The 14,059-nt window shown below is 65.5% G+C and carries 11 protein-coding genes; 1 reads left to right on the top strand and 10 read right to left on the bottom strand.

Annotation, left to right across the window (positions count from 1 at the left end; all coding sequences use genetic code 11):
- Window positions 1–46: 46 nt before the first annotated feature.
- Genes Q7J58_RS17310 through Q7J58_RS17300 form a run of 3 tightly spaced genes read right to left on the bottom strand, consistent with a single transcriptional unit; the run spans window position 47 to window position 5,756 of the window.
- Window positions 47–1,450, bottom strand: a complete 1,404-nt coding sequence (locus tag Q7J58_RS17310) for an efflux transporter outer membrane subunit (RefSeq protein WP_304830690.1) — start codon at window positions 1,448–1,450, stop codon at window positions 47–49.
- Entirely contained in the window at window positions 1,440–4,598 is a 3,159-nt protein-coding gene (locus tag Q7J58_RS17305; protein WP_304830688.1) for an efflux RND transporter permease subunit, read from the bottom strand. Before Q7J58_RS17305 ends, Q7J58_RS17310 begins: the two co-directional genes overlap by 11 nt.
- A 12-nt stretch (window positions 4,599–4,610) precedes the next feature.
- A complete protein-coding gene (locus Q7J58_RS17300) occupies window positions 4,611–5,756 on the bottom strand; it encodes an efflux RND transporter periplasmic adaptor subunit (RefSeq protein WP_304830686.1) in 1,146 nt (381 codons plus the stop codon).
- A 276-nt stretch (window positions 5,757–6,032) separates the two neighbouring features.
- On the opposite strand from Q7J58_RS17300, the gene Q7J58_RS17295 reads away from it, so the two are divergent.
- Window positions 6,033–6,710 carry a TetR family transcriptional regulator gene (locus Q7J58_RS17295; RefSeq protein WP_304830684.1) on the top strand — a complete coding sequence of 226 codons (678 nt, stop codon included), beginning with the start codon at window positions 6,033–6,035 and terminating at the stop codon, window positions 6,708–6,710.
- On the opposite strand, the gene Q7J58_RS17290 is transcribed toward Q7J58_RS17295, so the two are convergent.
- The 7 genes from Q7J58_RS17290 to Q7J58_RS17260 form a co-directional block, all read right to left on the bottom strand.
- Complete coding sequence (locus Q7J58_RS17290) at window positions 6,649–6,990, bottom strand: Na+/H+ antiporter subunit G (RefSeq protein WP_304830682.1); 342 nt, start codon at window positions 6,988–6,990, stop codon at window positions 6,649–6,651. The genes Q7J58_RS17295 and Q7J58_RS17290 overlap by 62 nt on opposite strands.
- A 10-nt stretch (window positions 6,991–7,000) precedes the next feature.
- Window positions 7,001–7,276: a K+/H+ antiporter subunit F gene (locus tag Q7J58_RS17285; protein WP_304830680.1), complete on the bottom strand. Its 276-nt coding sequence runs from the start codon at window positions 7,274–7,276 to the stop codon at window positions 7,001–7,003.
- On the bottom strand, window positions 7,273–7,848 hold the full coding sequence (locus tag Q7J58_RS17280; protein ID WP_304830678.1) for a Na+/H+ antiporter subunit E: 576 nt from the start codon (window positions 7,846–7,848) through the stop codon (window positions 7,273–7,275). The genes Q7J58_RS17285 and Q7J58_RS17280 overlap by 4 nt, the downstream gene beginning before the upstream one ends.
- Complete coding sequence (locus Q7J58_RS17275) at window positions 7,845–9,512, bottom strand: monovalent cation/H+ antiporter subunit D (protein WP_304830676.1); 1,668 nt, start codon at window positions 9,510–9,512, stop codon at window positions 7,845–7,847. The genes Q7J58_RS17280 and Q7J58_RS17275 overlap by 4 nt, the downstream gene beginning before the upstream one ends.
- A complete protein-coding gene (locus tag Q7J58_RS17270; protein WP_304830931.1) occupies window positions 9,512–9,898 on the bottom strand; it encodes a Na+/H+ antiporter subunit C in 387 nt (128 codons plus the stop codon). The genes Q7J58_RS17275 and Q7J58_RS17270 overlap by 1 nt, the downstream gene beginning before the upstream one ends.
- A 67-nt stretch (window positions 9,899–9,965) precedes the next feature.
- A complete protein-coding gene (locus tag Q7J58_RS17265; protein ID WP_304830675.1) occupies window positions 9,966–12,809 on the bottom strand; it encodes a monovalent cation/H+ antiporter subunit A in 2,844 nt (947 codons plus the stop codon).
- Between the two features lie 95 nt (window positions 12,810–12,904).
- The gene (locus tag Q7J58_RS17260; protein ID WP_304830929.1) at window positions 12,905–14,059 is read right to left on the bottom strand and encodes an MFS transporter; all 1,155 of its coding nucleotides are present in this window, start codon (window positions 14,057–14,059) and stop codon (window positions 12,905–12,907) included.

Here is a 14,059-nt window from a genome sequence, read left to right as displayed (position 1 = left end):
CTTGGCCAAGGTCGGACCAGCACCAACCCAGGCCAGATACGCCGAATCACTCGCTCCAGCCGCCCCCCAGCGCCTTGTAGAGCGCCACCTGGTTTTGTTGCTGGGCCAGACGGGTCTGGGTCAGGCCCTGCTGGGTGGCAAACAAAGACCGCTGCGCATCCAGCACATCGAGAAAACTCGACACACCGTTGCGGTAACGCAGCTCGGCGAGCCGCAAGCGCTCGGCCTCTGCGGTGGCCTGGGCTTGCTGGGCGTGCAACTGCTCGCCCAGTGTGGCCCGGCCGGCCAGCGCGTCGGCCACTTCGCGAAACGCGCTCTGAATGGCTTTTTCATACTGCGCCACCGCCACGGCACGGGCGGCTTGCGCCCCGTCCAGACCCGCCTGGTTGCGCCCTGCATCAAAAATCGGCAGCAGCGCCTGAGGCGACAAGGTGAAACCCCAGGAACCGTCTTTGAACAGACCCGACAGATCGCCACTGGCCGTGCCCACGCTGGCGGTGAGTGCGAGACGCGGGAAAAACGCCGCGCGGGCCGCGCCGATGTTGGCGTTGGCCGCCATCAGCTGCTGCTCGGCCTGGAGAATGTCGGCCCGGCGCGCCAGCAGGTCAGACGGCAGGCCCGCGGGCACATCGCGAAACAGGGGTTGCGCTGCCTGGGCTGCAGCGGGCGCCACCAGCGCGCTGGGCAGCGGCTGCCCCACCAGCAGGGTCAGCGCGTTCAGGTCAAGCGCACGCTGGCGCGATTGCTGAGCCAGGGCCGCCTGGGCGGCGGCTGTCAGCGACTCGGCCTGGCGCAAATCGAGCGCTGACGTGGCACCGTTGTCAAACCGCAGCCGGGTCAGCCGCAACGAGTCGCTGCGCGTGGCCAGCGTGCGCCGGGTCAGGTCCAGCAGCTCGTCGTTGGCCTGCAAGCTGAGCCATGTGCTGGCCACGGCGGCCACCAGACTGGTCTGGGCGGCGTTGCGCGCGGCTTCGCTGGCGAGGTACTGCGCCAGTGCCGCTTCTTTCAAGCTGGCGATGCGTCCAAAAAAGTCGATCTCCCAGCTGCTCATGGCCAGGCCCACCTGGTAGCTGCTGCTGATGCCGCCACCGCTGGCCGGCTGGCGGTTGCCGCTGGCGGCCAGGTTGAGGTTGGGCACCTGGTCGGCCTGGCGAATTTGGTACTGGGCGCGCACCTGCTCAATGTTGAGCGTGGCCACGCGCAGGTCGCGGTTGTTTTGCAGCGCCAGCGCCATCAGCTCGCGCAAGCGAGCATCGGCCACGAAGTCGGCCCACGCCAGCGGGCTTGCAGGTGCTGCGCCAGCGGCTGCACCGGGCCAGTCGGCGGGCACCGGTGCAGCCGGCCGCTCGTAGACCGGCATGAGGGAGCAACCGGCCAGCACGGCGGCTGCAGCCAGCACCGTCAGCAGTCTCGCCGGGCGGGTGCGGCTCAAGGTTTTGTTATCGTTCATCGCTATGCACTCCCATGTGGGCAGCTTGTTCCGCGTGCACGCGGTGCTGTCGTTCACTGTCTTTAAAGATCGTACGCACCACCACGAAGAAGATAGGCACAAACACCACCGCCAGCACGGTGCCGGTCAGCATGCCGCCGATCACCCCAGTGCCAATGGCGCGTTGGCTGGCCGAACCGGCGCCACTGGCCAAGGCCAGCGGCAACACGCCCAGCGTGAAGGCCATCGAGGTCATGATGATGGGGCGAAAACGCAAGTGGGCCGCAGCCAGCGCCGCCTCGACCACGCCTTTGCCCTGGGCTTGCAGGTCTTTGGCAAACTCGATGATCAAAATCGCGTTTTTCGCCGACAGCCCGATGATGGTGATCAGCCCGACCTGGAAATACACGTCGTTCGAATAACCACGCAGCAACGTGGCCAGCAGCACACCCAGCACGCCCAGCGGCACCACCAGAATGACCGACAGCGGAATTGTCCAGCTTTCGTACAGCGCCGCGAGGCACAGGAACACCGCCAGGATGGCGAACGCGTACAGGATGATGGCCTGCGAACCCGCCAGCTTCTCTTCGCGCGACTGACCGGTCCATTCGTAGCCAAAACCCTGCGGCAACTGGGCGGCCAGCTTTTCCATTTCGGCAATGGCCGCACCGGTGCTGAAACCGGGGGCTGCGCTGCCGCTGATGCGCATGGACGGGTAGCCGTTGTAGCGCACGGTCTGCATGGGACCGGTGACCCAGCGGGTGGTGGCAAAGGCCGACAGGGGAACGGCCTGGCCCCGGTTGTTCAACACCGTCAGGCGCAGCAGGTCGTCGGGCTGCATGCGGGCAGGTGCATCGGCCTGCACCACCACGCGCTGCAGCCGCCCGGCGTTGGGGAAGTCGTTCACATAACTCGATCCCAGCGAAGTGCCAATGGCACCGCTGATGGCGTCAAACCCCACACCGAGTGCATTGGCCTTGTCGCGGTCAATGTCCAGTTGCAGCTGCGGCGCGTCCTCCAGGCCTTCGGGGCGCACCTGGGCCAGCACCTTGCTTTGCGATGCCATGCCCAGCAGCTGCCCGCGAGCGGCCACCAGCGCGTCACGGCCCAGGCCAGCGCGGTCTTGCAACCGGAAGCTGAAGCCCGACGAGGAACCCAGCTCGGGAATGGGCGGCGGGCTCAGCGGGAAGATGAACGCATCGCGGATGCCGGCCAGCCCACCAAAGGCGCGGCCCGCCAGAGCCTCGGCCGAACTGCCGGGGCCGGTGCGCTCGGACCAGTCTTTCAGCGTCACGAACGCCAGCGCGGCGTTTTGACCCTGACCCGAGAAGCTGAAGCCCAGCACGCTGACCATGCTCTGCACCTCGGGCTGCTTGAGCATGAAGCCTTCCACCTGCTGCATCACGTCCAACGTGCGCTCGCGCGTGGCGCCGGGTGGAAGCTGTACGTTCACCAGCATCGTGCCCTGGTCCTCGCCAGGCAGAAAGGACGTGGGCAGGCGCATATAGACCACCACAGCGGCGGCCACGATGGCCAGGTAGATGACCAGGGTGCGCCCTGCGCGGGGCAGCAGCTTGGCCACACCGCCTTCGTAGCCCTTGGCGGTGCGCGCAAAGCCGCGGTTAAACCAGCCGAAGAAGCCCTTTTTCTCGTGGTGGTGACCGGCTTGCACCGGCTTCAGCAAGGTGGCGCACAAGGCGGGCGTGAGCGACAGCGCCATGAACGCCGAAAACGCAATGGATACACCCATGACGGTGGCGAACTGGCGGTAAATATTGCCCACCGAGCCGCTGAAAAACGCCAGTGGCACGAACACCGAAATCAGCACCACGGTCACGCCAATGATGGCGCCCGAGATCTGACCCATGGCCTTGCGCGTGGCCTGCACCGGTGGCAAGCCCTCTTCGCTCATGATGCGCTCGACGTTTTCCACCACCACAATGGCGTCGTCCACCACGATGCCGATCACCAGCACCATGCCGAACATGGTCAGCACGTTGATGGAGAAACCCAACGCCAGCAGCACCGAGAACGTGCCCAGCAGCGCCACCGGCACCACGATGGTGGGAATGATGGTGTAACGGAAGTTCTGCAAGAACAGGAACATCACCAGGAACACCAGCAGCACGGCTTCGGCCAGGGTAACCACCACCTTCTCGATGGAAATTTTCACAAACCGCGAACTGTCGTACGGAATCGCCCAGCCCATGCCCTGGGGAAAGAAGCGCTCCAGTTCGGTCATCTTGGCGCGCACCGCGTCGGCCGTGGCCAGTGCGTTGCCGCTGGGTGAGAGCTGCACGCCGATGCCGGTGGACGGTTTGCCATTGAGGCGCGCCGAAGTGGCGTAAGCCTGCGCACCCAGTTCGATGCGGGCCACGTCTTTCAACCGCACCTGAGAACCGTCGGCATTGGCGCGCAGCACCACGTTGCCAAACTGCTCCACCGTGCCCAGTTGGCCATTGACCACCACGGTGGCGGCAATACCTTGCCCGGCCACGTTGGGCAGCGCGCCGATTTCACCGGCCGACACCTGCGCGTTTTGCGCGCGGATGGCGTTGGTTACATCGGCGGCACTCAGGTTGAAACCGAGCAGCTTGGTGGGGTCGATCCAGACACGCATGGCGCGCTCGGTGCCAAACAGCTGGGCCTGGCCCACGCCGGGCAGGCGCTGCAGCTCGGGCAGCACGCTGCGCGAGGCGTAGTCGCCCAGGGCCACGGGGTCCCAGGCCGGGTCGTCGCTGGACAGAATGGCGAACAGCAAGAAGTTGCTGCGTGACTTGTCCACCCGCACGCCCTGCTGCGTCACGGCCGAGGGCAGGCGCGGCGTGGCGCGCGAGAGGCGGTTTTGCACGTCCACCTGCGCCAGGTCGGCGTTGGTGCCAGGCTCAAAACTCAGCGTGATCGCACCGGTGCCGTTGGCCTGGGCCACGGCTTCCATGTAGATCAGGCCCGGCGAGCCGTTCATTTCCTGCTCGATCACCGACAACACGCTGTCTTCCAGCGTTTTGGCCGACGCGCCGGGGTAGGACGCGTTGATGACGATAGCGGGCGGCGCCACCGGCGGGTACTGCGCGATGGGCAGTTGGGTGATGGACACCGCGCCCAGCACCATGATGAAAAGCGCGATCACCCATGCAAAGATGGGTCGGTCAATAAAAAATTTGGCCATATCGGGCGCTCCTTATTGGGCTGGCGCGGTTGCGGTCGCGGCCGCACTGCCGGGCTCCACCCAAGGAACGGCCTTTACTGGCGCGTCGCCGCGCAACTTCTGAAAGCCGTCCACCATCACCTGTTCACCGGCCTTGAGACCGTCCAGAACGACCCACTGGCCACCCTGCTGGCCGCCCACCTTCACCGGGCGCGGGCTCACTTTGCCATCGGCGCCGACCACCATCACCGAGTCGCCCTGGGCCGAACGCGTCACCGCCTGCTGGGGCAGTGTCAGCGCGTTGCCCGCCGTGGCCTGCTCCAAACGCACCCGCACATACAGGCCGGGCAACAGCAGACCCGATGGGTTGGGCACCTCGGCGCGCAGCGTCACCTGGCCGGTGGTGGCGTCCACCGTCAGATCAGAAAACAGCAGGCGGCCCGGGCGAGCGTATTCGCGGCCGTCGTCCAGCACCACCTTCACACGGGCCGCACCGGCGCCCGCGCCTTTGAGCTGACCGTTTTCCAGCGCGCGCTGGAGCTTCATGGCTTCGGCGGCCGACTGGGTGAAGTTCACATACATCGGGTCCACCTGCTGGATCACGGCAAGCTGCGTGGCTTCGCCCTGCCCCACCAGCGCGCCTTCGGTCACCAGCGCACGGCCGATGCGCCCCGAAATGGGCGCAGTCACGTTGGCGTAGTTCACGTTGATGCTGGCCGTTTGCACGGCGGCTTTGGCCACGGCCACATCCGCCTCGGCCCCTTTCTGGGCCGCCACCGCGTTGGCGTACTCCTGCTGGCTGATGGCGTTTTCAGCCACCAGCGGCTTGTAGCGTTCGGCCAGTGCCGTGGCCTGGGCCAGGTTGGCTTGGGCGCGCGCCTGGCTGGCCTGGGCACTTTGCAACGCGGCCTGGTAAGGCGCCGCGTCAATGCGAAACAGCGACTGGCCAGCCTTCACATCGCTGCCTTCGCGAAACAGGCGCTGCTGCAAGATGCCCGCCGCCCGGGCCCGTACCTGCGCCACGCGCGAGGCTTCCAGCCGGCCTGGCAATTCCGTCACCAGGCCCACGTCGCCCGGCGCCACGGTGACCACACCCACTTCGGCTGGCGGCATGCCACCACCGGGTGCGCCGCCAGCGGGCGCCTCGGTTTTGCCGCAGGCGACGAGCACCACGGCCATAGAAATCACCGACAGACGGCGGACCCACGCCGTCTTGCGACCAAGAGTCGCCAGCGAGGGGTTAAACAAGGCGGGAAGCTGGGGACTCTGGGCGGGCATGGGAATCCTTGAAGGCATGAAATCGGGGGAGCCACCGGGAAAGCGGCCAACATAACCATCGCAGGGATACCCAACGAAGGCAAAGGGTTGAAGTATACATACATGCTCGAATGTATATATAGTCCATTGCACACAATTCCCTGTACCCATACGGGGTCATTCGACAGGAGACATAACATGGTTCGTCGCACCAAAGCCGAGGCCGAGGCCACCCGCCACAGCCTGCTCGACGCTGCCGAGCACCTGTTTCAGGAGCGCGGCGTTTCACGCACCTCGCTCAACGACATCGCCACCGCAGCTGGCACCACACGCGGGGCCATCTATTGGCATTTCAAAGACAAGGCCGACTTGTTCAACGCCATGCTGGAACGGGCGACCCTACCCCTGGAATGCGGCTTCCCCGACCAGGCCACGCCGGTCGAAGCGTTGGAAGCGCCGCTGGAAGCGCTGCGCGCTGGCATGCGCCATGTGCTGCACCAGATCGCTACAGACGAGCGGGTACGGCGCGTGTTCGAGGTGCTCACACACCAAGTGGAATACAACACCGAGATGGCAGCCGTCCGCGAACGGCATCTCAGCATGCGCCAGCGCTACTTGGCGCTGACCGAAGCGATCCTGGTCGAGGCAGCTGGCCGCACCGGGCTGAGACTGCCAGTTCCCTTGAGCACAGCCAGTCTGGGGCTTCACATCGTGATGGACGGCCTTAAGCACAACTGGCTGCTAGACCCATCGGCGTTCGATCTCAAAGCCGTTGGCGAGCACACCATGAACACCTACCTGCGCGGGCTGGGCTTTAGCCTGGGCGGCGCTCCGGCACTGCGTCTTCAGGCACCGGTGCACGCGATGCCAACCTGAGGTGCAACGCGGCCTGGGCCATGAGGTTGGCCGAGACTGGCGCCGTGACGAACACAAACAGCGTGATCAGCAGCTCGGCAATGCCAGGACGGCCCTGGCTGAAGGCCATGAGCATGGATGCGATCAGCACACCGCCCACACCCAGGGTGGACGCCTTGGTGGGCGCATGCAGCCGCATGAAAAAGTCGGGCAAGCGGGCCAGGCCAATCGCGCCCACCAGCAAGAAAAAGGCTGCGATGACAATCAGCGCGGCAACGGTCCATTCGATCAGGGGATGCATGCTCACTCCTTCATTCCACCACGTCGCCGCGGCTCAGGTAGCGCGCCAGCGCCACGGTGGAGGCAAAGCCCAACATGGCCACCAGCAAGGCCGCCTCAAACAGCAGTGCGGTGTTCCAGCGAATACCCAGCAGCACAATCAGCGCCACGGCGTTCATGTAGAGCGTGTCCAGCGCCAGCAGGCGGTCGGTCATTTCGGGCCCGCGCAACAGGCGCCAGGCACACAACACCACGGCCACGGTGACGGCAGCCACGCCGATGTTCAATGCAATGTCCAGTACGGTCATGCGGATCTCCCGGTGTTGGTACCTGCGCCCTGCCCTGCGGCGCGGGGCGTCTGGCCAAATATGCGAAGCAGTGGTGCTTCGTAACGCGTCTTCATGTCATCGATCATGGCTTGTGCGTCGTCACAGGTCAGCGCATGCACCAGGATTTCGCGCCGCTGCTCGTCAACCACACACGACACGGTACCAGGCGTGGTGGTGATGATCGTGGCAAACAGCGCATTCACGCGCGGGTGGTCGCAGGCCAGCGGCACTGGCAACCAGGCGGGCTGCATGCGTGGCAAGGGGCCAAGCACCAGCTTGGCCACCGTGATGTTGGCCAACACGATGTCCTTGAGCACCACCGCCGTCAGCCGCACGGCGGCCCACCAGTCGATGCGGGCATGTTCGCCCAGAAACGGGTGCAGCAGTCGCGGCACGATCAGAGCGATCAGCAAAGCCGACAGCAGGTGCACCGGCTCCAGGCTGTGCGACAGCGCGAGCCAGCTGGCGCCCAGCAGCAAGGAGAGCAAGGGATGGCTCAACCAGCCCGGCTTGCGATGGGTTGCATGGGGTGACGAGGTGTTTGGGTTCATCGGGTCTCCTCGGTGCCAGGGGTGGCTCCAGCGGGGGTAGGCGCAGCGGCAGGAACGCGGGCACCATCGTAAGGCCGGGTGGTGGACGCGGGCGCACCGTCGGTCACACCCAGCACGGCGCGGGCGTAGGCGGCCTGGTCAGCCAGCTGGGTGGCGGCAGCGTCGGTGTAACGTTTCACGGGTGACGCCAGCACCGCCATGGCCAGCGTCAGCGCCATGAAGGCCCACACGGCAGACAGCAGTTTGACACTGGAGCCCGAGCTGGAATTGCCCGTGCCTTCGTCGGGCTGCACATGCCAGAACACGATGACCCCGGCACGCGCCAGACCCACAATGGTGAAGAAGCCCACCGTGAGCACCACGGCCCAGACCCAAGCCTGGGCTGGCAGGCCCGAAGAGCTCTCTAAAATCATCAGCTTGCCCAGGAAGCCCGGCAATGGCGGCAGACCGGCGGCCGAAGCCGCGCCAAAAATCATCATCAGCCCCAGCAACACCGGCTCTCGCACGGCCGCCGCGGGCCGCAGTTTGTCCAGTGCATCCCCGCGCTGGGCGGCCATCAGCTCGACCAGCAGGAACAACCCGGCGATCACCACCGTGCTGTGCAGTGTGTAGTAGAGCGAAGCCGACAGGGTTTCGATGGAATACAAACCTACGCCGGCCATGATGGTGCCCACCGAGGAGACGGTGAGGTACGCCACCAGACGGCCCATGCTGTGCGCGGCCAGTGCACCCAGCACACCGAGCACGCTGGTGGTCAGGGCCAGCGGCAGCAACCAGGCCTCGGCGGCAAACGCGGCCTCACCGGCGTCGGCACCAAAAATACCCCAGTGCACGCGGATGATGCTGTACACCCCGACCTTGGTCATGATGGCAAACAGCGCCGCCACCGGCGCGCTGGCCGATGCGTAGGTGCCGGGCAACCAGAAGTACAGCGGCACCAGGGCCGCTTTCAGGCCAAACACCACCAGCAGCACCAGCGCCGCCGCGCGCGCCAGCACGGCGCTGTCACCCGTGAGCTGGCCCACGCGCAGGGCCACGTCGGTCATGTTGAGCGTACCGGTCACAGCGTACACCAGGGCCAGCCCGATCAGAAACAACCCCGAAGCCGCCAGGTTGAGCACCACATAGTGCACCCCCATGCGGAACCGCTCGCGGCCCTGGCCGTGCACCAGCAGCACGTAAGAGGCAATCAGCAGCACCTCGAAAAACACAAACAGGTTGAACAGGTCACCCGTCAGAAAGGCGCCGCACAGCCCCATGAGCTGAAACTGGAACAGCGCATGGAAGTGGCGGCCCCTCGTGTCCCAGCCGCCCGTGGCGTACCAGAGCACCGGGACGGCCACCAGATAGGTCAGCAGCACCATCAGAGCAGACAGCCGGTCGAGCACCAGCACGATGCCAAACGGCGCAGGCCATTCGCCCAACTGGTACACCAGCAGCTCACCGCCGCTGGCATGGCGCACCAGGTTGATCGCCATGAACAGGCCCAGCAGCACAGACGCCATGGCCAGCCTGCGGCCCCAGCGCTGGCGGCTGCTCGCTTCGCTACCGCCGGCACCGGCCGGATCACCGATCAACAACAAGGCCACGGCCGTGAACACCGGCAACAACACCGACAGCACAGGGGCATGCTGCAGCCAGAAAGCAGAGATCACATCAAACATCAGGACTGACCTCCGCGCTTGGCCGTGGGTACCGGCGAGGACCCGCGGTAACCCGGCGCGTGACCAGGCTCGTGCCCGTCCACATGGTCGCTGCCACTTTCATGGCGGCTGCGCAGGGCCAGTTCAATCACGAAGCCGGTGGTGGCAAAGCCGATCACGATGGCGGTCAGCACCAGGGCTTGCGGCAGCGGGTCGGCCACCGGGCCCTCCCCCACCAGAATGGGCTGCGCGTTGGACCACAGGCGGCCCATGGCAAAAATGAACACGTTCACCGCGTAGCCAAACAGCGACAAGCCCAGCACCACGGGAAAGGTGCGCCCACGCAGCATCAGGTAAATCGCACAGGCAGTGACAAAGCCAATGCCCGTGGCCAACAAAAATTCCATGCTCATGTGGGTTCCTCGGTGCGTCGCACGGCGGTGCAAGGGGATGGGAAAAGATTGGTTGCGGCGTTCATGCGGCAGACTCCGGGTGGCGTTGGCTGGCAGGCTGAGCGCCTTCGCGGCTCACGGAACCCAGCACCGAGATGGTCAGCAGCGTGGCACCCACCACCACGAGATACACACCCAGGTCGAACAGCGCGGCAGAAGCCAGCGGCAGATCACCCAGCAAAGGCACGTGCGGGTGGCCGTGTGCGCTGGTGAGGAACGGACGACCGAACACAAAAGCGCTCACACCGGTAAGCCCGGCAATGCCCAGGCCGGCACCGATCCACTTCACGAACCGGCGCCCAGCCTGGCCACGCAACAGCGATTCGGCCTTGGCCTGCCCCATGGACATGAACTGCAGCACCAGCGCCACGGCCGTGATCAGGCCGGCAATGAAGCCACCGCCCGGGAGGTTGTGGCCGCGCATGAAGATATAGATGGTGAACACCAGCGCCACCGGCAATACCACCGCGGCCGCCACGCGCAGCAGCAGGGGTTGCTCGGCAAAGGTCCAGCTGCGGCCATCGGTGTCGGCCATGGGGCGGCGCGTGCGCATGCCTTCCATGAGCGCCAGCACGCCGATGGCGGCAATGCCCAGCACGGTGATTTCACCGAACGTGTCGTAACCTCGGAAGTCCACCAGGATCACGTTGACCACGTTGGTGCCACCGCCCACCGGCATGGATTTCTCCAGGAAATACCAGGAAATGGAGTCGTGGTCGCGGGTCAGCAGCACCCACGCCAGCCACGACATGCCCGCGCCCCCGGCCAGCGCCAGCGTGCCGTCGCGCACGCGGCGCAGACTGCTGGACTCGCGCGGCGAATGCTGCGGCAGCAAAGCCAGGCCCATGAGCAGCAGCACGGTGGACACTACCTCGACCGACAACTGGGTCAGCGCCAGATCGGGTGCCGACAGGCTCACAAACGTCAACGAAGTGACAAGACCCACCACACCCACCAGCACCACCGACTGAAACCGCAAGTGGTGCGTCACCATCAGGGTCACAGTGGTGGCCGCCAGCAGCAACCAGATGGCAATGGCCAGGGGCGAGGCGGGTAGCAGCTCGCGCGGGCCGGTGCCCATGGCTGTGCCACTGCCGAGCACGGTGACCGCCACCACGGCGATGGCGGCACCCACCGTCCAGGCCAGGTAATGCTGCAAGGAGCCGCTTTCCAGCCGCAGCGAAATGCGCCCGGCCAGGGAAAACAGGCCATCAATCAAGCCGTCAAACATCTGCCGCCCGGTGGCCGGACCAAACCAGGCCTCGGACTCGATGCGGTGCAGCCGCTTGCCTTGCGCCAGCCACAGGTAAAGCCCCACACCCGCCACCAGCGCGATGGCGCTCATGAGCAGCGGCAAGTTGAAGCCGTGCCAGATGGACAGGTGGTATTCGGGCAACGGCTTGCCAGCCAGGGCCGTGGCCGCCACATCCACCAGCGGACCGAAGGTGATGGCAGGGAGCAGGCCCACAGCGATGCACATGGTCACCAGCAGCATGGCCGGCAGCTTCATGCCCAACGGCGGCTCGTGCGGGTGCGTGTTGGGCACATCGCCCAACGGGCCGTTGAAATACGTGTCGTGCACAAAACGCAGCGAATAGGCCACGCTGCAGATGCCGGCCAGCGTCACGGCAGCCGGCACCAGCCAGGCCCAGACGCCCGCCGTGCCCACCACCGCTTCGGTGAAAAACATCTCTTTGGACAGAAAACCGTTGGTCAGGGGCACGCCGGCCATCGAGGCGGCCGCCACCATGGACAGGGTGGCCGTCCACGGCATCAGCGCCCACAAACCGCCCAGCTTGCGCATGTCGCGGCTGTGGGTTTCGTGGTCCACGATACCGGCGATCATGAACAACGAGGCCTTGAAGGTGGCGTGGTTCAGCACATGGAACACCGCCGCCACGGCGGCCAGCGGCGAGCCCAGTCCGACCAGAAAGGTGATCAGGCCGAGATGGCTCACGGTGGAATACGCCAGCAGGCCCTTGAGATCGTGCTTGAAAATGGCAATGAAGGCCGCGAACAACACCGTGATCAGGCCCACCGTGGTCACGATCACTTCGAACCAGCCCGAACCCGCCAGCACCGGGTACATGCGCATGAGCAAGAACACGCCTGCCTTCACCATGGTGGCCGAGTGCAGGTAGGCAGACACCGGCGTGGGGGCGGCCATGGCATCGGGCAGCCAGAAATGGAACGGAAACTGCGCGCTCTTGGTGAAGGCGCCGATCAGGATCAGCAACAAGGCGGGCACAAACATCGGATCGGCCTGGATGGCGGCCACGTTGCCCAGCATGGCGCTGAGTTCGTAGGTGCCGGCGATCTGACCCAGCAGCACAAAACCACCGAGCATGGCCAGACCACCACCGCCGGTCACGGCCAGGGCCTGGCGGGCACCGGCACGGGCATCGGCCCGGTGGCTCCAGTAGCCCACCAGCAAGAAAGAAGAGAGGCTGGTGAGTTCCCAGAACACCACCAACAGCAGCAAGTTATCCGACAGCACCACGCCCAGCATGGCGGCCATGAACAGCATCATCTCGCTGTAGAACTTGCCCACCGAGTCTTTGGGGCTCAGGTAGAAGTGCGCGTAGATGACGATCATCAAGCCGATAAACAAGATCAGCCCGGCGAACATCATCGACAGGCCATCCAGCCTGAAGGTGAGGTTCAGGCCAATCTCGGGCACCCAGGCCCAGGCGTTCATGATGACCTCGCCCGCCATCACCGCTGGCGCGTGGCTCAGCAGCAGGCCCAGACTCGCCGCCGTCACGCCTCCTGCCGCCAGGGCAGTCAGCAAACGGGATCGAGATCCGAGCCAGAACGTGGCGGCGGTACCCAGCAAGAGAGGAAGCAAAACAATGAATAACAGCACGGCTCTTCTTTCAGGTTGGCCTTGGATTCTAAAAGGAGCAGGACGCTGTGCAGTCCATGTCGTGGAATGAATGCCTATTTATCGCTGACCCAATGTCAGTGTGGCCCTGCTGTTTCTACATGCAGCGTCCAGGCCAGACGCGAACCCAACCCCACCACCACGCCCACCACCCAGAACACACCGGCCACACCCACCACCACACCGGCAGAGCCAAACAGCAGCGGCATCACCACGCTCGAACCGTTGATGGCCATGGCCCGCAAACCGAGCGCTTCGCCATGCCGGTGCCGGGGTGTGATCTGGTGCAGCGTGCTCATGATCATGGGTTGCACCGAACCCAGCGCCAGCCCCAACAACACCGACAGCGCGCCCATGGCCCAGGCGGCCTGCACCAGCGGGTACACCGCAAACAGCCCTGCGGTGCACACCATGGCTGTGCCGATAACCACCGACTCGCGCAGGTGCGCTGCCAGCCAGGGCATGGCCAGGCGAATGGCGGTGGCCGCCAGCGCAAAGGCACCCAGGATGGCGCCGATCACCGTGGCGCTCAGGTCACGCTCGTGGCCGATCACCGGTACCAGAAAGGTGTGCACGTCCCAGCACGACGACAGCATCCAGTTGATGAGCATGAGGCGGCGAAAACCCGCGTCGCGCAGCAGGTTCCACGACGAACCGCTGACGTTGCGGTGCTCGGGCGCCACCGGCTCCAGCTCGACCGTGCCACGCACCCAGAACCAGGCCAGCGATGGCAGCAGCGCCAGCAGCAGGAAAGCAGCCCGAAAGCCATAGGCGTCGATCAGCAGGCCGGCGGCAAAGGGCCCGACAAAATTGGAAATGGACGGCCCGATGGCCATCCAGCTGAACACCTGCTTGAGCTCGGTCGGGTTGCTGGCCAAGCGCCCCACGTGGCGCTGCAGCGCAATCATGGCCAGGCCGGTGGCCGCGCCGCAGGTGAGCGCCGTGACGCACAACACCGCAAAAATGGGAAACGCCACCGCCAACGCGGCGCCCGCAGTGGCCACGCCCACCGCCAGCACCACCGGCTTCTTCAGACCCCGGCGGTCGGCGTAGCGCCCGGCCGGCAAAGCCAGAAACACCTGCGCCAGCGCAAACAGCGCCAGCAACATGCCCACCGCCACCGGGCTGTGGCCCTCTCGCAGCGCCATCAAGGGCGCGGCCATGCGAAAGCCGGTCATGCAGGCGTGCAGACTGATCTGGGCTGCAATCAGCCGCGACAGGCTGGCGCGCAG

It is taken from the genome of Hydrogenophaga sp. (assembly GCF_030656115.1).
Lineage (GTDB): Bacteria > Pseudomonadota > Gammaproteobacteria > Burkholderiales > Burkholderiaceae_C > Hydrogenophaga.
Note: the sequence above shows the minus strand (reverse complement) of the source record. Positions and strands in the feature narration are given on the sequence as shown.

Bases quoted from the DNA above. Each gene is read 5' to 3' on its own strand.
- Q7J58_RS17290 (WP_304830682.1), bottom strand. From the start codon at position 6,990: ATGCATCCCCTGATCGAATGGACCGTTGCCGCGCTGATTGTCATCGCA.
- Q7J58_RS17295 (WP_304830684.1), top strand. From the start codon at position 6,033: ATGGTTCGTCGCACCAAAGCCGAGGCCGAGGCCACCCGCCACAGCCTG.
- Q7J58_RS17270 (WP_304830931.1), bottom strand. From the start codon at position 9,898: ATGGAATTTTTGTTGGCCACGGGCATTGGCTTTGTCACTGCCTGTGCG.
- Q7J58_RS17305 (WP_304830688.1), bottom strand. From the start codon at position 4,598: ATGGCCAAATTTTTTATTGACCGACCCATCTTTGCATGGGTGATCGCG.
- Q7J58_RS17275 (WP_304830676.1), bottom strand. From the start codon at position 9,512: ATGTTTGATGTGATCTCTGCTTTCTGGCTGCAGCATGCCCCTGTGCTG.
- Q7J58_RS17300 (WP_304830686.1), bottom strand. From the start codon at position 5,756: ATGGCCGTGGTGCTCGTCGCCTGCGGCAAAACCGAGGCGCCCGCTGGC.
- Q7J58_RS17285 (WP_304830680.1), bottom strand. From the start codon at position 7,276: ATGACCGTACTGGACATTGCATTGAACATCGGCGTGGCTGCCGTCACC.
- Q7J58_RS17280 (WP_304830678.1), bottom strand. From the start codon at position 7,848: ATGAACCCAAACACCTCGTCACCCCATGCAACCCATCGCAAGCCGGGC.
- Q7J58_RS17310 (WP_304830690.1), bottom strand. From the start codon at position 1,450: ATGAACGATAACAAAACCTTGAGCCGCACCCGCCCGGCGAGACTGCTG.